Below are 21845 nucleotides of genomic sequence, written 5' to 3' on the forward strand. Positions count from 1 at the left end.
TAAAACAAACGCCTTAAGGCAAAATTTGTTTCTTCGACTTATTTTTTTTGCAATAAAAATTCACTAATAATCAGGTTGTTACTTGATAATCCTTTTTTTATTATGAAACAGATGCTTATGGTCTATTGTTAGCTTTTTATTAATTTTTACATTTGCATGCGAAAGTAAAATTATGGCTAAAAAAATAGTTGCATTTGGCGAGGTTGTTTGGGATATTTTACCAACAGGTAAAGTATTGGGAGGAACTCCTTCTAATTTCGTTTTTCGGTGTAATTCACTGGGCGAAAAAGGCCATTTACTTTCGCGCGTTGGCGATGATGAATTAGGGGCAGAAGCAATTGAAACACTTATAGAACTTGGAATTTCTGATAAAAATGTTCAGCTTGATCCGGTATTTAAAACCGGAACGGTTGAAGTAAGTTTTGACGAAAACGAAGAGGCTGTTTACAAAGTGGCACACGATGTTGCTTTCGATCATATTGAATTTTCGGCAGAAGCATTAAAACTGGTTCGTAAAGCCGATTGTTTGGTATTTGGATTATTGCCGCAACGTTTTGGACTCTCGAAAAATACATTACGTGAGTTGATTAAAGAATCGCCCGACTCGCTTCACTTTTTCGATCTTAAATTATTCGAACACTTTTTCAGCAAAAAGGTAGTAAAACGTTTATTGAAAGCTGCCAATGTTGTTCGCATTAAAGAGAAAGAGATTGAATTTCTGGCCGAAAAACTGGAGATTGAATACACTAAAATTGAAGATTTTGCGCAGACCCTATCCGAAAAGTATAAAATTGATATTGTAATTATTACACGCGGAAGCATCGGTGTTCTGGCACTTCATGCCACCGAAGGTTTGTTTTTTGAACCGGGTTACGACTTGAAGCCGGTTGATAATGTAGGATCGGGAATGGCATTTGCTGCCGGGTTTTTACATTATTATTTGAATGGGAAACCGGTTGATGAATCCCTGAAATTCGGCAATGCTGTAGGTGCATTAAATACCACAAAAATGGGTGCCACCAGTTCCTTTACCAAAGACGACGTGCTGGTATTCATGCAAAATAACAAACAGTACAAGCCTGTGTTATAGTTTTTTATTCAATTATCCTATATTCTTAAACATCTGTTTTTTAGTAACCAAAGCCCTGCTTTTTATGTTTAAAAGAGAAAAGCTACAGGATGAAAGTTACAGCAAAAGAAATTACCAAAGCGTTGCTCGCTCAACTTTGGGCAATGTATCTTGAGCGGGTTTTATATGCTCGGGAATACCAGCGATTGGTTATCAGCAAGGGAGGTAGCGTAGTAAATGATCACATTGCCTTCCGAACATTTAACACACACACCGGAGAACAACCAGAGGGAATAAGGGCACTGAGGCATATTATTTCCTGTTTAGACTATTTTCCGGTAGAAAAATATGATTTTAAGAAGAAAAAGCTGAAAGCTGTTCATTTTGAACATCCCGACCCCATGTTGCCTAAAATATTTGTTAGTCAGTTAGAGGTCGATCAATTGCCTGACTGGGCGCAGCAAGTGATAAAAAATGCAGTAAAAGATACGCCTTACTTACTCTCGGATGGGAGTATTGAACTATTGGCCACCTTAAAAGAAAAGGGGAGTTGCCTCGTGTTGCAGGCGAAGCTCTTGTAAAAGATCTGGCACAATATTTCAGAAGACCATGGAGTATTCCGCAAAAAAGCGATGTGTTGAAAATAAACGATATCTCGCAATATGCAGCATGGGTGCTTTTGCATGGCAACGCGGTAAATCACTTTACAGCATTTGTTAATTATCAGAATGTAAGTGAGTGGCCCGACCTGGCTTCTACCTGTCAGGGAATGGCCGATGCAGGGATACCAATGAAAGAAAATCTTGAAGGAGAAAAAGGAAGTAAATTACGGCAATCGGCAACCTTGGCGGTAAAAGAAGAATTAGAGGTAAAGGGTGATGATGGAATAGAAAAAATGCCCTGGACCTACGCATATTACGAATTGGCAGAAAGAGGATTAGTGATTGAAAATGGAGAGGAGAAGTTATTCTCGGGATTCCTTGGAGAGCAGGCAAGGCACCTGTTTGATATGACCACGACAAGGGAAAACTAAAATGATGGAAGAGAAAATGGAACGGGAAGCGAGTAGCTTCCCGTTTTTATTTTACGCTGAGAAAAGTATTTTAATAAACTTCCGGAACATATGTCATTTCATCGAGTGGCGGGCGTATATATCCTTTTCGTTCCTGTCGATCAGGAAGCACAATTTCTTTTTGTTCCAGTTCCTGGTAGGGGATTGATGATAATAAGTGATGGATGCAATTTAATCGTGCGCGTTTTTTGTCATCGGCATCAACCATTAACCAGGGGCTTATTTTTGTGTCGGTGTAAGCAAACATTTCATCTTTGGCTTTTGAATAATCCTCAAATTTTTCCATTGATTTGATATCCATTGGGCTCAGTTTCCAGCGTTTTGTAGGTTCATTTAATCGAGCTCTGAAACGTTTTTCCTGCTCATCCTGACTCACCGAAAACCAATACTTTATTAGAATAATGCCAGAGCGGATTAACATGCGCTCAAAGTTCGGACAAGCACGTAGGAACTCCCAATATTCTTCGTTGGTGCAAAAGCCCATAACTTTTTCAACACCAGCTCTGTTGTACCAACTGCGGTCGAATAATACCATCTCGCCGGCAGCCGGAAGATGTGGAGCGTAACGTTGAAAATACCATTGTGTTTTTTCGCGTTCGGTGGGAGTACCCAGAGCAACAACCTTACAAATTCGCGGATTTAGTGTTTGTATTATGCGTTTTATTGTACCTCCCTTTCCTGCAGCATCGCGCCCTTCAAAGATCACAACAACTTTTAATCCTTTAAATTTTATCCATTCCTGCAGGCGAACCAGTTCAACCTGAAGCCTGTTAAGCTCATTTTCGTAAAATTTCTTCGAGAGCTTTCCTTTTTTGTTATATTTTTTTTCTTGATTTTCCATATCCTTACAGATGATTAGTTCATTTAAAGGTAAAAAAAATGAGACTAAAATCAAGGCGGTTCAATTAAACCAGAAGATAGGCGCCAAACTCAGTGTTGGCGGAATAAGCTGTTAACGGGAAAAATCCGGAAACAATTTTTTGGTTTTCTAAAACAAGAGGGTAGTCGTGGCTCATTTGTCGACAGAAATCTGCAAAACATGTTTTGGGATTGTAAAACATACGGAAACGGCCTTTTTTTGTTGGCAAAACAAATTTTTCGAGATAGAGCGAAAGCAACCCCATATTGTGACGAACGTTTATTTCGAGACAAGGATTTATCTTAAGTGCCCCGGTTTTGTCTTTGAAAATTAGTGTATCGACACCAAAATAGCCTTCGTAATTTTTTGCTAGTTCGCTTTTGCCAATTTCTTCTTTCAGTGCGGGAATTACTAGTTCCGACATTTCCTTTGCAAAGTCTTTAACATCCTCGTCCAATTCATCGGGTAATCCGTTGAGGCTGTTTCCCAGGTACTGACCCTTTTTGTCGGCTGAAAAATTACTGGTGCCCCGAAAGTGAATTTCACCAGCCTTCAATTCAAACTGAAAAGCCAAATCAAGCTCTTTGTTCTGAAAAGCTTCTACTATGGCGTATCCCTGATCTTTTACAATCCCGAGTAATTTCTCCCAAACTTTATCGTGGACAGGCTGTTTGGTGATTGGCTGCAATCCTCGTCCTGAGCTGCTCCACGGGGCTTTAACCATAAGTTTCTCCCATTTTGAAAGAAGTATTTCAATTTGATCCCGGGTCTCACAAACTTCGGTAATTTCGTTTCTGTCAATAAAATGAGCCGACGGATGTTTGTCAATTAATTGATTTAAAATCTGCAGGGCAAATTTCTTTGAATACAACTCCCTGTATTGGGACTTCCAAATAAATACAGGCGCCATTTTAAATTCGGGTGAGCAGTGCGGTTTAACGTTCTCCAGTCGTTTATGTATCGCCGGGCTCCATCCCCAGGGGTGTAGTTTGCCAATCTGTTCCGGCGGATTTTTTTGCAGCTCTTTTTCGGTGACAAAATGAGGAGGGGTAATTCCGATGCTTTTCAGATGGTCGTAAAATGTAGATTTGGGAAGTTTGGGAACGATTATTATATCGTCTTTTGCTGCAAAATAGAGCGGGAGTGTGGCCAGATCGGCTTCCATTTTTTGTAAAATCTTATTCGGGTGCCACGAAGCATTGCCATTAGCCACTGCATATTCGCAGGTGGGATTAAACAGGAAAATAGAAGGATTTGCAGATTTATGCATGGCGCGAATTTAAATAAAAACGGACTGATTTTTCAGTCCGTTTTTATAATTTAATATGTTGGGTTATTCTAATTTTCTTCCAGTAAAGGATTTAAAATTACTTTATCACCTTCCTGAAGTCCGCTTTTTATAAGCACAAATGCTTCATTCTCAACACCGGTAGTTACAGGCGTTTTTTGTTTGTTGCTATGGTTGGAAAGGTAAACAAAATCTTCGCCATTTTCGCTTACCACAGCATTTATGGGAACAAACAAAGCTTGCTCTTCGCTGGCTAAAATTATGTCATTGTTGCTCGACATTGCCGGCTTTAGTCCATCGTTCGACTCATCAAGATGAATGATAACTTTAAACACTTTCATATCAAAATCTTTATGGTCTTCACCAACCCGGGCAATCGACTTTATGTCGCCGTTAATCACAACACCTTCCAGTGCATCAAACGAAACATTAACTTTATCTCCCACATTTATCTTCGAAATATCAATTTCTTTAACATAGGTTTCCGAAAGCACTTCCGACATATCGGGTAAAGTGGCAATTGGAGGTCCGTTCGACCAGGTTGAAATGTTGCCATCTTTACTGTATTTGGTACCATCCCAGCTTTCCCCAAAAATTACAATTCCATCTTCAGGAGCTGTTATGCGCGCCGCTTGCATGGCCTGTTGAAATTTGTCAATCTTTTCTTTGCTTCGCTTAACGCGCTCTTCCGATCGGCCAACACGCATTTTAAGTTTGTTTTGCTCAAGCTGGTAGTCGCGCTGCTTTTTCGCAATTAAATTTTCTGCTTTTTGGTATGTCATCTGAGCTTTGCGCTGATAGGCTGCCGATTCGTAAACAGACTGTTCTAAATCGATTTTATTGTATTCCAGATCAAGTTTGGCATTTTTTATATCTTCCCGAAGTTCGGTTAGCCTCACTGTACTGTCGATCTTTGCGTTCTTCAAGTCTGCTTCTTCCGTTTCCAGTTTTTGCCGTTCTTCGCGCATACCTGAAATAATCTGGCTGGCATCGAGCTGAATTATAAAATCACCTTTTTTAACGTATTTTCCATCCTGAGTAAGGTCGAGTATTTTTAGTTGCCAAATCCTCAATTCTCTGTCGCCAAGTATTTTTGGCATTGGAATGGGCGTGGCCACCAAACCGTTAATTTCTCCTTTGCAGTTTAACGAAGCCTCAAAAGGACCTTTTTCAACTACAAAAAATTTCTCCGACTTTTTTGTCGAAAAAGAACCGGCAAAAGCTGCAATGGCAATAATGCAAAGTACAACTGCGGTTATTATTATATATTTTCTTTTTATGGCCATAAACTAGTTTCCTAAAAGTTTGTCGTAATCAGCTTTAAGCGGTTGCTTTTTCTCAAAATCAAAAAGCGTTAAACTACGTAGCCTGTAATAAGCTGACCAATAATCACGTAGTCGCGAAAGGTAAGACATACGTGCTGTTTCCTGGTCGTTACTGGCAATGTTAAGGCGTGTTACATCAATCTTGCCGATGAGGAAGCGCTGAAATGTAACCTTGTATCCCATTTGAGCAACAGTATCGGCCTTGGCAGCGGTATTAACCTGCCCGGCCTGAAGATTGAACTCGAGTACACTTTGGTAAATATCCTGTTCAAAATCAATGCGCTCCTGTCTGATTGTTGCCAGGGCAACTTCCCGGTTCGATTGGGCCATTGAGTAGCGGCCTTTTCCACGTCCCCAATCAATAATGGGAATGTTTAAGCCCAAACTAAAAACCTGGCTTTTGTCGGGTTCGGAATAAACGTCATCAAAATTCTCGGCACTTTTGTTTAAACCATACATGGCATAAAGTGTGGTGTTTAGCCCTCGTTCCGATTTGGCGATCGCTACATTTTCGTCTTGCTGCAGTCGTTGTTGTTGATGACCAATGATTTCCGGATTGTTTTCGATTGCCTCGTTTATGGCTTTATCCGGATCAATTTGTAATTCTGGTATATCGCTGGGAACAATACATTTAATAATTGTTTCTTTCGGAAGACCCAGGAATGAGTTAAGCATCGCCTGAGCTCTTTTTTCACCAAGCTGGGCAATGTTCAAAGCTTGTTCGCTGTTCAATAGCCTGAGTTCCAGCTCCAATAATTCATCCTGTGTAACTGTTCCCACCTGAAAACGTCCTTTCCCGATTTTATAAAGGGTATCGGCGTTGGCGTAATTCATTTCAGCAATGTTTTTCTGAATCTGGGCATTAATTAACCCAAAAAAGCGTGAAGTGGATCTTACACGCAAATCTTCCATATCTTGAATAAATTCTTTTTTTGCTTTTTCGAATTTTAAAGGTTCGATTTTTGATTGCCATTTTAGACGATTGTAGCCGTTCAATTCCTGCGAAAAACCAATACTAATAGGCGTGGCATTGAACGATGTGTTTTTGTCGCCACCAAGGTTTTTAATCATGCCCAATTCCGAGCGTAAAAATACTTGGCCGCCAGTTAACGAAACATTTTGAACCGCCGAAACCGTAACCTCAGAGTTAAAATATTCGCGCAGGCGAAATTCATCTTCATTGGTTTCAAAGTTGTACTCTTTGTTATTGAAGCGGTTAAAATCCGCGGGGTTGGCACTTAACGAAATACTTGGCAAACGCTCGGCTTTATAAAAGCGGTGTTCCCAGTAACTTGCCAAATACATGTTTTTGTTTCGGAAAGCATCGATTGATTGTTCAGAAGCGATGTCGATCACTTCGGGCAATGTTAATACCAGTTCTTCCTGGGCAAAGGCAAATCCATTAAGGCCCAGAATTAAAATAAATGACAGAACTATTTTTTTCATTTTTGTTTGTTTTCAGGTTAATTTTTATGAACGAAGACTTACTACCGGATCGTTGGAAGCTGCACGTTTGGCGGGCAGATAACCAAAAATAATTCCTACACCAACCGATACGCCAAAAGCAATAACAATGCTAAAGGCGGAAACAATAGTTTTAATATCGAACACGGCTGTAATTATTTTCGAGAGCACAACCCCCAGAATAATTCCAATAATTCCTCCTGTTAAACTGATTAATGTAGACTCGGAAAGAAACTGTGCGATAATGTCTTTTTGTTTGGCTCCAAGAGCCTGGCGAACACCAATTTCGCGAATACGTTCCAATACCGATGCCAGCATGATGTTCATAATACCTATACCTCCAACTACAAGCGAAATACCTGCAATTACACCTAAAACGATGTTGAATATTTTCTTTGTTTTTTGCTGCTGTTTGAGCAGAAGTTCGGGGATGGTAACTTCAAAATCATAAAGTTCAGAATGTCTGCGCAGCATCATGCGTTTTATTAATGTTGCCGAGTTGTTCAGCTGTTCCGTTTCTTTTATCTGAACAATGATTTTATCGAGTTGATTCAGATTGTTGTCGGTATCAACCGGTTCTTCTGTTTGTTCCTGTCCGCCGTAAATAACAACCATTCCGTCGCCGCCACCACCTTTATTGGCACTTAAAACTTCGTCGGCCCGAATTAGCGAACGGTTTTTAAACCGAAGCAACATGGTTTGTACGGGTATAAAAATTTTATTGTCGGAGCTGCTAATTCCCAGTTCGTCGGATGCCGAGGCCGTATAATCGCGTCGTTCTACAACACCAATAATTTTCAGCCAGATTTGTCCGCATTTAATGTATTTCCCAATGGGATCTTGCTGGCGAAAAAACTGTTCTTTAATATTATTGCCAACAACACAAACGGGTAATCCTTTTTCAATCTGTGCAGAATTAAAACGCTTTCCTTCGGCCAGTTGCATATTAAACAGATCGAAGTAGTGATTTTCAATCCCTTCGAGCACAACCGGTTTGCTGATGCCATTCAAAAGCGCCGAGTAGTTAAACGAAATAACAGGCGTGATTCTCTCAACAGTAGGGACAATCTTTTTAATTGCCTCTACATCTAAAAGCGTAAGTCCTTTTGAAAAATTTTTGGCTGTGGGCTGACCACTGCCATTGCTTTCTCCGCCGTTTCCATCTGATAACGAATAACTGCTTGGTGTTATAACAATATTGTTTACTCCAACAAGTTTAATCTGTTCCAGAATTTCCTGTTCGGCACCATTCCCAATGGCCATCATACTTATTACTGCAGCAACACCAAAGATGATACCGAGTGCAGTAAGAATCGATTTCAAGCGGTTGGCAATAATGGCTTCAACCGCTATCAGAATATCGTGTAAATATCTTTTAATAAACATTTTGTTTGCTTTGAGTGGTTAACTGGCTGACGTAATTGTAACGCCCGGAGGCAATGTCATTCCCTCTGGAAGTTCAGGTGCTTTTTCCTGTTGCTTTTCTTTCTTTTTCGCTGCTTCTTCAGCCTTTTTTTCTGCGGCTTTACGTTTCATATCCGCATAAATTTCAAAACCCGAAAGTTTATATTCGGCTGCATCCTCAGGTTTCATCAACTGTACTTCTTGCCCTTCTTCAAGGCCTTGGTTAACAACCACATAGTTTTCGTTTGCTTCTCCGGGTTCAATAATTTGCCTGGTTTCCGAATCGCTGAGGTAAACAAACGACAAGCTATCGTTTGCAAACACTGCCTCAATGGGAATATAGGTAGCATCTTCAATATAACTGGCCTGGATGGTGTTACTGGTGGTCATTGCCGGCTTCAGATCGGGATCGGAGCCGTCGACCTTAATTTTTACCTCAAAAACCTTTGCATCACTTTTAGGCATTAGCTGGCCCATGTTGGCTACAGTGGCCACTTCGCCGGTTAAAGTTTTGTCGGGAAAAGCATCTATTCCAATCCTTACTTTCTGCCCGGGTTTTATAAGAGCAATGTCAATTTCGTTAATAAATGTTTTGGTAACCAGGTTATTCATATTCGGGAAAGTAGCGATTATGGGGCTCCACTGCGAAACGCGCGAACCTGTTTCAACTGTGCCTCCCCATTCGTACTGATGGTAGGAAATCATACCCGCTTTTGGCGAATAAATAATCAGCTGATCCATTAATTCTTCCAGCGCATCAACACGCTCTTTTACTTGTTTGTAGGTGATGAATTTACGGTTAACCTTATTGATTTCCTGTTGCGTTTTTAAGGTATAAGCTTGTTTCGATTGCTCCAGTTTCCGTAAAGCTTTGTCGTAATCCATTCTTACCTTTTTTTGTTCCGACGGCGATTCATAAATCGATTCGTCAACCGCTATTTTTCGCTCTTCCACATCCAGTCTCGCATTAATAATCTGATCGCGTTCGTTGCTGAGGGTAAGGTTCGAATCGATCTTACTGTCGTTGTATTCCGACAAGGTTTTTTCCAGTTCGTCCTGAGCATCTTTTAACTGTTCCTGAACGGCCTGATGGTCGAGTGTGGCGACGTAATCTCCCGAATCGACATAAGTTCCTTCCTCTACAATATCCGTAATGGTAAGGTTAGAAATGCGGGTTTGGCGATCCTTCATTTTTTCCGGAATATAAACATGATCCGAATTTTCTGATTCAAGCTGCCCGCTGGAATAAACCAGCACTTCAAAAGGGCCTTTCATAACTTTGGTGGTAATTTGTGTGGTTTCGCTTTTCGAACCTGAAATAATAATGATGACCACGAACAGTACAATTACTGCCATGGCGGCAAACAGCCAGTTTTTTTTCTTCATTTTGGTATGCTTTAAGTTTTCAATTGTAACAGGTTTATTGGGCATGAGGGCATGCTGTTTCTAAGTAGAATTTTGAGGACTTTGTTTCATAATTTTAGCTTTCGTTTCTAATTGAATAATTGTTTTTTCTGTTTAACAAAAATTGTGCCTTGGCTAAATTTTAGCGAAAGAAACAAAAAATAAGTATGAAATTTTGTTAAATAAACCTCAAATAAACTAAAAAGCTAGTTTTTTAACTGAAAATTCAGTTTGGAAGTTTGGGGCGTGATTTAAAAATACCAGCTTGTGCCAGCGTCATTATCAGAACACCGATTACTGTCACCATTCCTCCCATAAACTGATGCAACAACGGGAAGGTCTGAAAAACGAGGTAGGCACCGATTAACACAAAAATCCCTTTCAGTGTTTGCACCACTGCCGACCGCGAAGCATCAATAAATTGATAGGAGTAATAAACCGTTAAAATGGCAATGAATTCGAGGAAAACCCCAATTGAAATATTGGCAAAAGCTTTAGTTGGGATAGTTGCTGGCGGACTGTAAATATAAAAAGCAATGACTGAAAAGGTTAACAGCCAGGTGTAGCGGTTCAGGTTAAACAGCTCGGGGCTGATGTTTTTTACATGCACTTTTACAATAAGTGTTGCCGTGGTGGCAAAAAGAGCGTTAATAACAACAACTCCTGTTCCGGCAATAAACAGCGTTTTTAAACTTGTTCCGCCGGTATAACTAATAATAAAAGTACCGATTAGCGCCAGTGCGGCACCAACGATTTCAATCCATCCAAACTTTTCTTTCAACAAAACAATACCACCTAAAGTAACCATTACCGGAAAAAGGTTGCCGATAAACGATGTGATGGAAGGATCGGGAATAATATTTACGGAAATAAAAAAGTACTGGTAGTCAGGATTTCAAGAACACCAAGTAGCAGGAGAATGCGACGTTGTTTTCTATCCAGAATTTTTAGCTGACCCAATTTTTTGTTTTTCAGGGCGAAAAGAAAACTAAACAACACCCCAAAACCACACCAGTAAATACCAAATTGTGTTAAATGAATTTCATTTAACGCCGCCTTACTAAATATGTATACGTTTGAGAAAGCAATTGTGGCAACCAGTGCCAGCAGGTATCCCTTAAATGTGGCTGTTTTCATTCACTATTATTCAATTATTCTTCGGTCTCAGCATTTCAAAACTCAGCGTCTCCGGAAATTGCGGTAAAGATAGAAAATCAATGCAAAGAGTAAACTGATATTTTTTGACTGAAAATTCTGATTTATAAGCATTTTAATATAAAGGAAACATTTGGTTTTCATTTTCTTAAAATTGAAATTTTAGGAAAAGTAGTTAATGATGCTAGTTTTGTAGCACATAATGTTAGAAACCGGCACTATGACAAAGACCAGAAAAACATTGTTGATAGCATTTTTAGCACTTTCATTTATTTTAGTAGGCATTGGTTCGTATGCAAAACTGGAGCATTGGGGAAACATGGTGTGCTGTGGTTTTGTATTCAGCGGATTAATTTTTGCTACTGCAGCTCTGGTTATTGCTATGTGGCGACCTAAAGTGAAATAAAATGGAAATCACAAAAACCGGGAAGATTCTCTTTATCACTGCGATAATACTTGCCTGTACACTCGTAATTTTTGGAAGCCTCATTGATATTGAAAAAATGTCGGATCAAACTGCCAAAATATTGTCTTCAGCTGGTTACGGTATCATTGTTCTGGTTTTGGTTTGGGCATCTTTCAAAACCAGTAAGCAGAAATAACCTCCGAGAGCTAACTATTTTATTAACCCAACATTAACCTTCCTAAAACTTTCCGCTGCAATCTTCAGAATCGATTATCTTTGTGTAATTATTCATTGATTATTAACTATCGGACGACTGCAGCATTTCCATTTAGAAAGCTTTTGGCTTCGGTCTTCCTGCTTAAAACAAAAATATGTTACCTAAAATCAATCCTATTGAAACTAAAGCCTGGCAAAAACTTGAAGAGATGTATTTTGAGTTTGAAGGCACGCATATGAAAGATCTTTTTGCAGCCGATGCAGATCGGTTTGAAAAGTACTCCCTGAAATTTGAAGATATCCTGCTCGATTTTTCAAAAAACATTGTAAGCGATGAGGTTAAAACAACCTTGTTTGAATTGGCTGAAGAGTGTGGTTTAAAAGATGCCATTTCGGCTATGTTCTCGGGCAAGAAAATTAATGCTACCGAAGATCGCGCGGTGCTTCATGTGGCTTTGCGTAACCGCAGCAATACTCCAATTATAGTTGACGGCGAAGATGTAATGCCTGAAGTAAATGCGGTACTTGAACAGATGAAAGGTTTTACAGGGAAAGTGATTTCGGGCGAGTGGAAAGGATACTCTGGAAAAGCAATTACCGACGTGGTAAACATTGGAATTGGAGGATCGGATTTAGGGCCGCTAATGGTTACCGAGGCTTTAAAACCTTATAAAAACCATTTGAAACTGCATTTTGTTTCGAACGTTGACGGAACGCACATTGCCGAAACACTAAAAGAAGTTGATCCGGAAACAACCATGTTTATCGTAGCTTCTAAAACGTTTACTACGCAGGAAACCATGACCAACGCCAACACGGCTAAAGACTGGTTTTTGGAGTCGGCAAAAGATTTGGAGAACGTTGCCAAACACTTTGTTGCCGTTTCTACCAACGCTGAAGCTGTCTCTGCTTTTGGTATCGATACCGATAACATGTTCCGTTTCTGGAACTGGGTGGGTGGTCGTTATTCGTTGTGGTCGGCCATTGGTTTAAGCATTATGCTGGGCATTGGTTACGACAATTACATTGATTTGCTTGATGGTGCTCACACCATGGACAAGCATTTCAGCGAAACCGATTTTGATAAAAATATCCCGGTAATTCTGGCTTTGATTGGCCTTTGGTACAATAATTTCTACGGAGCCGAGAGTGAAGCCATTCTTCCATACGACCAGTACATGCACCGTTTTGCAGCTTATTTCCAGCAAGGAAATATGGAAAGTAACGGTAAATATGTTGACCGTAACGGTGAACAAGTAGATTACCAAACCGGCCCGATAATTTGGGGAGAGCCCGGAACAAATGGGCAACACGCTTTTTATCAGCTGATTCACCAGGGTACAAAACTTATTCCTTGCGACTTTATCGCCTCGGCAATTAACCACAATAAAGTTGGCGACCATCATCCGAAATTACTGGCTAACTTTTTTGCCCAAACCGAAGCCATGATGGTGGGTAAAACCGAAGAGCAGGTTGTTGCCGAGTTAAAAGCTGCAAGTAAATCAGAAACGGAGATTAAAGAATTGACACCGTTTAAAATATTTATGGGTAACATTCCAACCAACTCCATTTTGGTAAAACAATTAACACCTCGTGTTTTGGGATCGTTGATAGCCATGTACGAACACAAAATTTTTGTACAGGGAATTATCTGGAACATTTACAGTTTCGATCAGTGGGGAGTTGAGCTGGGTAAACAACTGGCCAATGCTATTCTGCCGGAATTGAATAATGACAAAAAAGTAACAGGTCACGATGCATCAACCAATGGTTTGATTAATGCCTGGAAAGAAATGAGATAAGAAGATACTCTTCATAATTTTCTAAATGCCATTCGTTTTACGGATGGCATTTTTTTGGATTTTGTTTATTCTTCGAAGTTGAATCGACCTGAATATCGTGAATTGGTAGACGGTTAAAACAGATTTCTCACTGTGTTCGAAATGACAGAAAAATGGAATGAATTTTAACAGAGTTTTTTAGTCAACTCTGCAAACACTTTATGAGGAGGAACTTTATTGTAAAGAATATTGTAAACCGCTTCGCAAATGGGCATGTCAACCTTGTAATGCTGGTTAATTTCGTGAATCGATTTTGTGGCATAATAACCCTCTGCAACCATATTCAATTCAAGTTGAGCTGTTTTTACCGAATAGCCTTTTCCTATCATTGAGCCAAAAGTACGGTTCCGGCTAAATTGCGAGTAGGCTGTTACCATAAGGTCGCCCAGGTAGGCGGGAGCTTTAATGTCACGGTCAATCGGATGAACCTGGTCGACAAAACGTTTTATCTCCTGAATGGCCCGCGAGATGAGTACTGCATGGAAGTTGTCGCCAAAACGCTGGCCGTGAGCAATACCGGCCGCAACAGCTACAACATTTTTTAGTACCGCAGCATATTCGGTCCCCCAAATATCATCCGATGGCGTGGTGTAAATATAATCGCATTCAAGAAGTTGTGTAAATGTAATCGCCTTTTCTTCGGTGGTGCAAGCTACGGTAAGGTACGACAGCTTTTCGCGGGCAACTTCTTCAGCATGGCACGGACCCGCCAAAACACCAATCCTGCCATGATCAACATTAAAATACTTTTGCAAATATTCGGCCACCAAAAGGTTTTCTTCGGTAACAATTCCCTTAACACCTGATAAAATATATTTACCTGAAAGATCTGTTACATCAGCCAGAACAGATGGGAGAAATGCCGAAGGAACGGCTATAATTAGAATATCGGAATTGGAAACAATGCAGTTTATATCTTCACAAAAATTAATTTTAGAAGTATCAAACTCCACCTCGTGCAAATAACGTGGATTGTGCTTATTCTGTTTAAAAGTTTCAATAGTGGCCTTTTTTCTAAAAAACCAGTTTATCTCGTTTACATTTTCAAGAAGAATTTTTGCCAGAGCCGTTGCCCAGCTGCCACTTCCGATAATGCCAACTTTATTTGTTTTTATATTCATTTACGTATTTAATAACGCGCAAAGGTACAATTTGTAAGAGCTTATTGAAGAAAAAAGTAAGAATTTAATGGTTTCGAAGAATTCAATTCTTGACCGAAAAATGTTTTATCGTCTTGTGAATGAGAGCAATAAGAGTTGTGTGTCTGATGTTTGTAGATCATAAGATGAATGTCTACATTTAGAAAATAGGTTCAACAAGAATAGAATTGGTAAATAATTGTACAAAATAACACTCTGATGAAAGAAGAAGTAAGTGAAAGTTCGATCCGCTTAAAGGCAATGATTGAAAAAGCGATTGCAGATCATACGATTACACACGATGATTACGACAAGATTATACATATTGCAACAGAAGATGGCCACATTGATAAGCACGAAAAGGCTTTGCTCGGCCAGTTGCAGCAAATGATTGAAGATAGGTTGGTGAAGTTTGTTAGCTAAATTTGTTTCCATGAAAAAGTTTCTCAAGTACACCGGATTGGTGTTGGCAATAGTAATTATTACTTTATTGGGCTATACTTACTCCAGTTTAAATTATTATTCACCCGAAGATCCGGAAGTTGAAACCGACAAGACAAAGCTGGCATATTTCCAGGACACATGGGAGGAATGTCGCGATGCGTTCAGGGCACAGGCCCGCTCGATGGAAATGCGTTTTGACAGTGTGGTTATCTTTTCACGGTTGGTGGAAAGTAAAACAGATACAGACCTGACGATCGATTTCTGCTACATTCCGGCAAGCGATACAACGGAAAAACTAGTGATGATATGCTCGGGCACACATGGCATTGAAGGCTATGTTGGCAGTGCCGTTCAGCAACAACTAATGGACGAATTTTTTCAGCCTGAAATGGTTAAGAATACCGGTGTGTTGCTGGTACACGGACTAAACGCATGGGGTTTTAAGAACCAGCGCCGTTTTACTGAGAATAACGTTGATTTAAACCGGAATTACAGTACTGATATATCGCTTTTTGAAACTAAAAATGATGGTTTTGTTGCACTTTACGATATGCTAACACCTGCCGGAGAGTTGAATGTGAACAGCATTGGCAACAAGTTTTTTATGGTAACGGCCATCAATCAAATTGCCCGAAAGGGCATGCCGGCGTTATTACAGGCATTTGCACAGGGGCAGTACGAATTTCAGGAGGGGATTTATTTTGGCGGATACGATTTTGAACAGCAGGTGGCAATAATGTCGGAGGTTCTGACAGACATTGCAGCGCCGTATTCTACTTTATTAAACCTTGATTTACATACCGGATTCGGGGAAAGGGGAAAACTACATCTGTTTCCGAATCCTATTGATGATGAAGAATTAAAAGCCAAGACAGAAACCGTTTTTGATGGCTACCAAATTGATTGGGGCGACTCGGATAATTTTTATACCGTGCATGGTCAGTTTGTGGAGTTTATAGGTGAATTATTTCCCGATAAAACATCAATTCCGATGGTGTTGGAGTTTGGTACTTTAAATACCGGCACTACGGTTGGTGCAGTAAAATCGGCACATATTTCAATTGTCGAAAATCAGGGATTTCATTATGGTTATAAATCAGAAAAGGACAGTTTGAACGCTTTAGCCGGTTATTACGAAATGTTTTATCCACCATCGGAAAAATGGCGTAGCAATGCGCTTACTGTTTCGCAGGAAATGATGGGGAATATTTGGGAGAATTTTCAAAAGTTAGAGTAGAAACGATATCCTATTTAAGCAAATAAGCAACAATTACCCCCAAATAATTTCCAACGGCATAACCGGCAATTCCCACAACCAAACCGGTTAAAATAACCTGGCGGTTTTTTAATGCGCCTGCAACCACCGGAACAAAAGGTGGCGAGCAAATTAGCGCACTGGTTGAAATAATTACCGTATCGGCATCAATTTTAAAAATGCGGGCCAGTGCGATATGGATAATGTGCGAGCCGTAAACCGCCAAAGCTACATAATAGAATAACGAAAACGAGATGTTTGATAATTTGCTGATGTCGGCCATGGAGGCAACCGTTAAACAAAAAATGAGAATGAGGTACATGCCCAGTTGAAAGGTCTTTTTTATGGCTTTTATTTTTGGCACAAACGAAAACGCAATGCCGAAAGAAGTAATTAACAGAATAACTACTGCCGTTTGGTAGTACTTAGGTAAAAGCAGACTGATGCCGTAACTCACACCAAGAATAGCCACTGAAATTCCAAACGCACCGATTAATGGGAAAAAGGTTTTTTTCTTCAACATCCCGTCGTACGACTCGAATTCTTCTTCAGTATTCATTTCTGCAACGGCAGTGTCTTCTGTTTTAACCGGTTTAAAAGGCGGTAAAAACCAAAGAAATACTTTCTGCCCGATGGAAAGAATAAAAACCAGGTAAATGGCACCCAGTGTCAGGTCGTAAGTATGGGTCATAATATACAACTCCTGCGACACATTTAGGGCAGTTTTCATGGCGGCCATGTTCGGTGTGCCTCCGGTGTAAACACCAACCAGCATACCGGCCACCTGCCAGATATTTTCAATGTCGTTGCGGAAAATAAAAAAGCCGATGATAACAATTATCAAAACCGAAATTAATCCGGTTGCCAGCGCCAGAAATGCCGAACGCGCCATTTTAAACCACGATCGCACATCAACCGAAAAAAGAATCAATGGTAACGACAAAGGAATGGTAATCTCGGTGAGCATGTTTTGGTATTTTCCGGCACCATCGGGTAATACGCCCATGTTGCCAATAATTAAACCAACACCATAACAAATAAGTACAGCGCCAATTTTCTTTAAAATCGAAAATTTACCTTCAAGATAAATAACCAAAACAGGAGTGATAACAAAAAGAATAATCAACGCCAGAAACGGTGTATCCATATTTTAATAATTCCCTTATCGGGCGGTAAAGATATCAGAATGAGGAGAAACTGCAAACTGGTAATTATTCGGTGCTAATGTTTCCTGATTTATTACCTAGTCCTATGCTCACAGAAATTTGTAACATACTTTTCTTTTCCTCAGCATTTAAATAATACGAGTTGATGGTGGCAAACGAAGGATAAAATGCCAATTCTATATTAGGCTGAATAAAACTTTTTGTATCTCCCAATGGACGAATCCCTGCTAATATCCCAAGGTAGTTTGAATGAAAAAAGTCTTCACCACTTTCGTCAATTTCTTTATGATTTGAGTAATGTCCGTGATCAGAATCATAATCAACCTGCCACCATGATTTTGATCCTGTAGTTTTTGAATTGATATAATAACCTACCTGAATGCCAAAATAATAATCGCTTACCACGTGCGGCTCTCTGTTAATTTCGTAAATAAATTTTAAATAGGTACTCATCGCCCTGTGTTTATAATTTCCTTTTCCGCCACCTCCTAAACCTTCACTTTTAAATGTTTCTTTAATTACTGAAGAAGATAATCCGGGGGTCAAACGCAGCTGAGGAATTTTTTTTAGCAGTTTTATTTCTTTTTCTACAAACAGGATGCTATTGCCTTTATTAATGCTGTAGTCGTAGTCAATATTATTTGTTCCAATAATTATGGGGTATCCAATACCAATGTTTAAGAAAGAATTTTCCTGTGCGTTTAAGCCAAAAGTTACAAGGCAAAGCAGAAATGATAACAGAAAGCGTGTCATAGCAAAGGTTGATTTTTGTGTTCTAACGGCACTAATTTATGAAAATTGATCAAAAGAAGAGAAACCTAAGACTTTTATATTGAGTGTTCCCTTTCTATCGTTCAGATGTGTTTACTGTTCAAAACAGGATAGGGAGATTTATTTAAAGTTTATAGTTAGTTTTAAGGAAAATTATTGGCGTATCAGGTTATGCTTTTTTAGCATAATGGTGGTGTAGGAAGGCAATTAATACAGTAACAATACTTTAAACAACGCAGAATCATGAAAATCAACTTTTTTCTGTCATATCTTTTATTTCTAATCGTTTTTGGAATTATCACAAGTTGTACAAAAACATCAGAAATTGCTCCAAATCCAAATCTCGAATACAAAAACTACACTCCCAAAAGCACTGATAAAACAATAAACAGGAACGACTATTATAAAAAGCTTCAGGGGTTTTGGCTGGGCACCTGCATTGCCAACTGGACGGGTTTAGTTACCGAAATGGACAAAATCGGGAATATTGGCGAAATAAAAACCGGAGATTTCTATACCCGAAACGACTGGGGAAAACCAGATCAGCCAAGTATTTGGGGAGAAGGTATTCCGAGTGATCTTTCACAAAACATAGATTTTGTATTTGCCGATGTTGACAGCATTTGGGGAGCTGACGATGATACGGATATCGAGTACATTTACCAGGAACTTTTATTAAAATATAAAACTTCATTTTTAACGGGCGCACAAATTCGCGAAGGCTGGCTGGAACATATCAGGCACGAAGAAGAAAACTATTTGTGGGTATCGAACCAAATGGCTTTCGATTTAATGAAAGAAGGATTGATGCCGCCTGCAACCGGCGATCCGGAAAATAATCCCGAATTTGAAATGATTGATGCGCAGCTAACCACCGAAATTTTTGGTTTGTTTGCTCCGGCTCAGCCTGATATGGCAATAAGATTGGCTAAATTGCCTATTCAGAATACGGCACGCGAAAACAGTCAATGGATTTCGGAATTTTACGTGACAATGTTTTCACTGGCATCGGCAGTTGACGAATCCTTGCCTCTTAAAGAGCAACTGTTTTGGATGGCCGAACAGGCTAAAGATCGACTTCCTGAAACTTCATACTCACGAAAAATGTATGAGTATGTAAAATCAAAATACAATGAAGATATTTCGTGGGAGCAGGCAAGGGATTCGGTTTATTCACGTTACCAGGTAAACGAGGCCGACGGTTACGATATGACATCGCGGAATTTGTATTGTAATGCCTGTTTTGCTGCCGGAATTAATTTTGCCGCAAGTCTGGTTAGTTTGTTTTATGGTGAGGGGGATATCGTTGAGACAATTAAAATAGGAACACTCTGTGGTTGGGATTCGGACAATCCAACAGCAACATGGGGCGGTTTAATCGGTTTTATGATTGGCAAAGAAGGCATTGAAAAGGCTTTTGGCAGAAAATTCTCCAACCGTTTTAACATTCAGCGAACAAGGGTGGGTTTTGAAAATAATGGAGTGGATACAGTTGAAAATATGGCACTAAAAGGAATTTGGATCATCGATAGAGTGGTTCAGGAAGAAATGAATGGTGGAGTGGATTTAAAAAACAATAGGTGGTATGTGCCTGAATTCTAAAATGGAGTGTAACCGAGAAATTCAGTCTATTGGTTTCCACTCCCGCGCCAGCAGCGCATAAATCACATCATCAACCCATTGGCCATTTATCAAAAGGCTTTCTTTGAAATGTGCTTCTTTTCCAAAAACCTAGTTTTTCAAGTACCGCAAAGGATGCGATATTCCGCGGATCAACCGAGGCTGTAATCCTGTGTTTTTTGATATAGCGAAAGAGATAGTCGATTACCGCTTTTACTGCTTCGGTAGCCATCCCCAGGCCCTGCCAATCTTTTGAAATCGTGTAACCCAATTCTACCTGGTGTTCATCGATAAAATGGATGCCAATGTCGCCAATTATCTGCATGTTGGTTTTCTCAACCACAGCCAATTGAAACCAGGTGTCGGGCACATTTAATTTGGCTGAAAGTTTACGAATGAATACTTCAATATCTTCAAGCGATTGCGGAATCCATCCCTGGTATTTGTTTGCTTCGGCATCGGAGCGATAGGCTAAAATGGCGTGTTTATCGTTTATTGTTATTGGATTAAGTATCAGGCGTTTTGTGTTTAGCTGCATTTTATTTGGCTGAAGTTTGTTCCAGAATCCAGTCTTTTATAACCGTTAAAACTTCCGGATCGATGGTTTCTTCAATTTGGGCATATTCGGCAACGGCACCCGTTTCGCAGTTTTGGAAAAGGTGATTGTGATTGGCAAAACGAACCGTATCAACATTCATATTGTTTCCTGAATTTACTGCTTTTATTATCGCTTCGAGGTTCGATACCTGAACCTGCAAGTCCTTTGATCCATTAAGTGCCAGTACCGGACATTTTACTTTTGCCAATGTTGGTTTCGGGTCGTAAGTGAGGAAATAGCGAAACCAATTAGAATTTACACTTGATATTTGGGCATCAATGGCTTTTTTCATATCCTCATTCATCCCGGTATACATCCCTTGCGTGATTGCCTCGCGCAGTTTCTCCCTTGCTTTTGCTGTGTCGGGTTCGCTTTTTACGACCTCAAATATTCTCTGCTGTGACCGTTTATTTTGTTCAACGGAATAGTCGGGCAAACCCGCAGCTTTTGCTATTAAAGCCGCCTGCTCGTAAAGAATTTGCTCGCCAGCTGTTCCCGGGCCGGCCAGCATTACAATAAAAGCAATGTTGTGCGATTTGGTCGCTACCAGTGGTGCGATCAATCCTCCTTCGCTATGTCCGATCAATCCAATTTTTCTTGGATCAATTTCTTTTCGCTTTTTCAGAAAGTTAACTCCAGCCAGTACATCGTCAGCAAAATCAAGGCTTGTTGATGTGGAAACATTTCCTTCCGAGTCCCCCACGCCACGATCATCAACGCGTAAAACAGTAATTCCGTTTTGGGTCAGGAAATCAGCAATTACTGCAAAAGGTTTGTGCCCGAATATATTTTCATCACGGTTCTGTGCTCCCGAACCGGTAATCATAACTACTGCCGGACATGCATCCACATCCTTGGGAATAGTAATTGTTCCGGCCAGTTTTAATCCCGATTCCGGATTGATGTATTCCACTTCCTCAGAAAGATAGGGGAACGGTGGCTCCGGCGTTTGCGGACGCAGCAATGGAGCTACTTCGTCAATTCGTACAAGATTTACATCGAACGTCATTCCGCTTTGTTTCCATTTTCCGGAAACAGAGTCGGGCGATGAGAAATGCCCCGAATAATTTCCGAGAATAACGGGCACTGCAATTGATACACTATCGTCAATCACCAACACATCGCCAACAGGTAGGTCGCTGGCACCTTGTTTAGGTACATCCATTTTTGCCTCGTATTTTCCATCGTTTTGGGTGATCTTAAAGATGATCTCCAGCTCGCCGGTGGGGAGTTTAATTTTTCCCGACCAGTTGCCTGCTAAGTCAGGTTTCTGAGCAATTGCTGTTTCAACAATTAGAAAACTAAGGAGAAGGGTGGTGAAAAGGCCAATTGTGTATCGTTTCATGGCT

At 40.1% G+C, this 21845-nt stretch carries 20 protein-coding genes and 1 pseudogene; 8 read left to right on the plus strand and 13 right to left on the minus strand.

Annotated elements, in window-relative coordinates; all coding sequences use genetic code 11:
- Positions 1-172 precede the first annotated feature (172 nt).
- Positions 173-1090 carry a carbohydrate kinase family protein gene (locus G0Q07_RS05400; protein WP_163345120.1) on the plus strand — a complete coding sequence of 306 codons (918 nt, stop codon included), beginning with the start codon at positions 173-175 and terminating at the stop codon, positions 1088-1090.
- 143 nt (positions 1091-1233) lie between these two features.
- A pseudogene (locus G0Q07_RS20630) lies at positions 1234-2102 on the plus strand (2-oxoadipate dioxygenase/decarboxylase family protein).
- Positions 2103-2172: 70 nt separating this feature from the next.
- On the opposite strand, the gene ppk2 reads toward G0Q07_RS20630, so the two are convergent.
- From ppk2 to G0Q07_RS05450, 8 genes are all read right to left on the minus strand, one after another.
- Positions 2173-2982 carry a polyphosphate kinase 2 gene (gene ppk2, locus G0Q07_RS05415; RefSeq protein ID WP_163345123.1) on the minus strand — a complete coding sequence of 270 codons (810 nt, stop codon included), beginning with the start codon at positions 2980-2982 and terminating at the stop codon, positions 2173-2175.
- Positions 2983-3046: 64 nt separating this feature from the next.
- The gene (locus G0Q07_RS05420; RefSeq protein ID WP_163345124.1) at positions 3047-4270 is read right to left on the minus strand and encodes a hypothetical protein; all 1224 of its coding nucleotides are present in this window, start codon (positions 4268-4270) and stop codon (positions 3047-3049) included.
- Between the two features lie 68 nt (positions 4271-4338).
- Positions 4339-5574 (minus strand): efflux RND transporter periplasmic adaptor subunit, encoded by a 1236-nt coding sequence (locus tag G0Q07_RS05425; RefSeq protein ID WP_163345125.1) that lies wholly within the window; start codon positions 5572-5574, stop codon positions 4339-4341.
- Positions 5575-5577: 3 nt separating this feature from the next.
- The gene (locus tag G0Q07_RS05430) at positions 5578-7059 is read right to left on the minus strand and encodes a TolC family protein (RefSeq protein ID WP_163345126.1); all 1482 of its coding nucleotides are present in this window, start codon (positions 7057-7059) and stop codon (positions 5578-5580) included.
- Between the two features lie 24 nt (positions 7060-7083).
- Positions 7084-8463: an ABC transporter permease gene (locus G0Q07_RS05435; protein WP_163345127.1), complete on the minus strand. Its 1380-nt coding sequence runs from the start codon at positions 8461-8463 to the stop codon at positions 7084-7086.
- Positions 8464-8481: 18 nt separating this feature from the next.
- A complete protein-coding gene (locus G0Q07_RS05440) occupies positions 8482-9867 on the minus strand; it encodes an efflux RND transporter periplasmic adaptor subunit (RefSeq protein WP_163345128.1) in 1386 nt (461 codons plus the stop codon).
- A 244-nt stretch (positions 9868-10111) separates the two neighbouring features.
- Positions 10112-10756, minus strand: a complete 645-nt coding sequence (locus G0Q07_RS21005) for a DMT family transporter (RefSeq protein ID WP_317165141.1) — start codon at positions 10754-10756, stop codon at positions 10112-10114.
- On the minus strand, positions 10747-11022 hold the full coding sequence (locus G0Q07_RS05450) for an EamA family transporter (protein WP_163345129.1): 276 nt from the start codon (positions 11020-11022) through the stop codon (positions 10747-10749). The genes G0Q07_RS21005 and G0Q07_RS05450 overlap by 10 nt, the downstream gene beginning before the upstream one ends.
- A 238-nt stretch (positions 11023-11260) precedes the next feature.
- Here G0Q07_RS05450 and G0Q07_RS05455 point away from each other — a divergent pair, with 238 nt between their 5' ends.
- From G0Q07_RS05455 to pgi, 3 genes are all read left to right on the plus strand, one after another.
- Complete coding sequence (locus G0Q07_RS05455; protein WP_163345130.1) at positions 11261-11446, plus strand: hypothetical protein; 186 nt, start codon at positions 11261-11263, stop codon at positions 11444-11446.
- A gap of 1 nt (position 11447) precedes the next feature.
- Entirely contained in the window at positions 11448-11642 is a 195-nt protein-coding gene (locus G0Q07_RS05460) for a hypothetical protein (protein ID WP_163345131.1), read from the plus strand.
- 175 nt (positions 11643-11817) lie between these two features.
- A complete protein-coding gene (pgi, locus tag G0Q07_RS05465) occupies positions 11818-13464 on the plus strand; it encodes a glucose-6-phosphate isomerase (protein WP_163345132.1) in 1647 nt (548 codons plus the stop codon).
- A gap of 164 nt (positions 13465-13628) precedes the next feature.
- Here pgi and G0Q07_RS05470 read toward each other — a convergent pair whose 3' ends face one another.
- Positions 13629-14624 carry an NAD(P)H-dependent glycerol-3-phosphate dehydrogenase gene (locus G0Q07_RS05470; RefSeq protein ID WP_163345133.1) on the minus strand — a complete coding sequence of 332 codons (996 nt, stop codon included), beginning with the start codon at positions 14622-14624 and terminating at the stop codon, positions 13629-13631.
- Between the two features lie 237 nt (positions 14625-14861).
- Between G0Q07_RS05470 and G0Q07_RS05475 the strand changes: the two genes are divergently transcribed.
- A complete protein-coding gene (locus tag G0Q07_RS05475; protein ID WP_163345134.1) occupies positions 14862-15065 on the plus strand; it encodes a hypothetical protein in 204 nt (67 codons plus the stop codon).
- Between the two features lie 10 nt (positions 15066-15075).
- Positions 15076-16323: a M14 family metallopeptidase gene (locus G0Q07_RS05480; protein ID WP_163345135.1), complete on the plus strand. Its 1248-nt coding sequence runs from the start codon at positions 15076-15078 to the stop codon at positions 16321-16323.
- Positions 16324-16333: 10 nt separating this feature from the next.
- On the opposite strand, the gene G0Q07_RS05485 is transcribed toward G0Q07_RS05480, so the two are convergent.
- Positions 16334-17488 (minus strand): DUF819 family protein, encoded by a 1155-nt coding sequence (locus G0Q07_RS05485; protein ID WP_163345136.1) that lies wholly within the window; start codon positions 17486-17488, stop codon positions 16334-16336.
- A 64-nt stretch (positions 17489-17552) separates the two neighbouring features.
- The gene (locus G0Q07_RS05490) at positions 17553-18260 is read right to left on the minus strand and encodes a hypothetical protein (RefSeq protein ID WP_163345137.1); all 708 of its coding nucleotides are present in this window, start codon (positions 18258-18260) and stop codon (positions 17553-17555) included.
- A gap of 261 nt (positions 18261-18521) precedes the next feature.
- Here G0Q07_RS05490 and G0Q07_RS05495 point away from each other — a divergent pair, with 261 nt between their 5' ends.
- Positions 18522-19880 (plus strand): ADP-ribosylglycohydrolase family protein, encoded by a 1359-nt coding sequence (locus tag G0Q07_RS05495; protein WP_163345138.1) that lies wholly within the window; start codon positions 18522-18524, stop codon positions 19878-19880.
- A 70-nt stretch (positions 19881-19950) separates the two neighbouring features.
- Here the strand turns inward: G0Q07_RS05495 and G0Q07_RS05500 are convergent, their stop codons facing one another.
- On the minus strand, positions 19951-20436 hold the full coding sequence (locus tag G0Q07_RS05500; RefSeq protein WP_203532678.1) for a GNAT family N-acetyltransferase: 486 nt from the start codon (positions 20434-20436) through the stop codon (positions 19951-19953).
- Between the two features lies 1 nt (position 20437).
- The gene (locus G0Q07_RS05505) at positions 20438-21841 is read right to left on the minus strand and encodes an alpha/beta hydrolase family protein (protein WP_163345139.1); all 1404 of its coding nucleotides are present in this window, start codon (positions 21839-21841) and stop codon (positions 20438-20440) included.
- Positions 21842-21845 lie beyond the last annotated feature (4 nt).

Source organism: Draconibacterium halophilum, assembly GCF_010448835.1.
GTDB lineage: Bacteria > Bacteroidota > Bacteroidia > Bacteroidales > Prolixibacteraceae > Draconibacterium > Draconibacterium halophilum.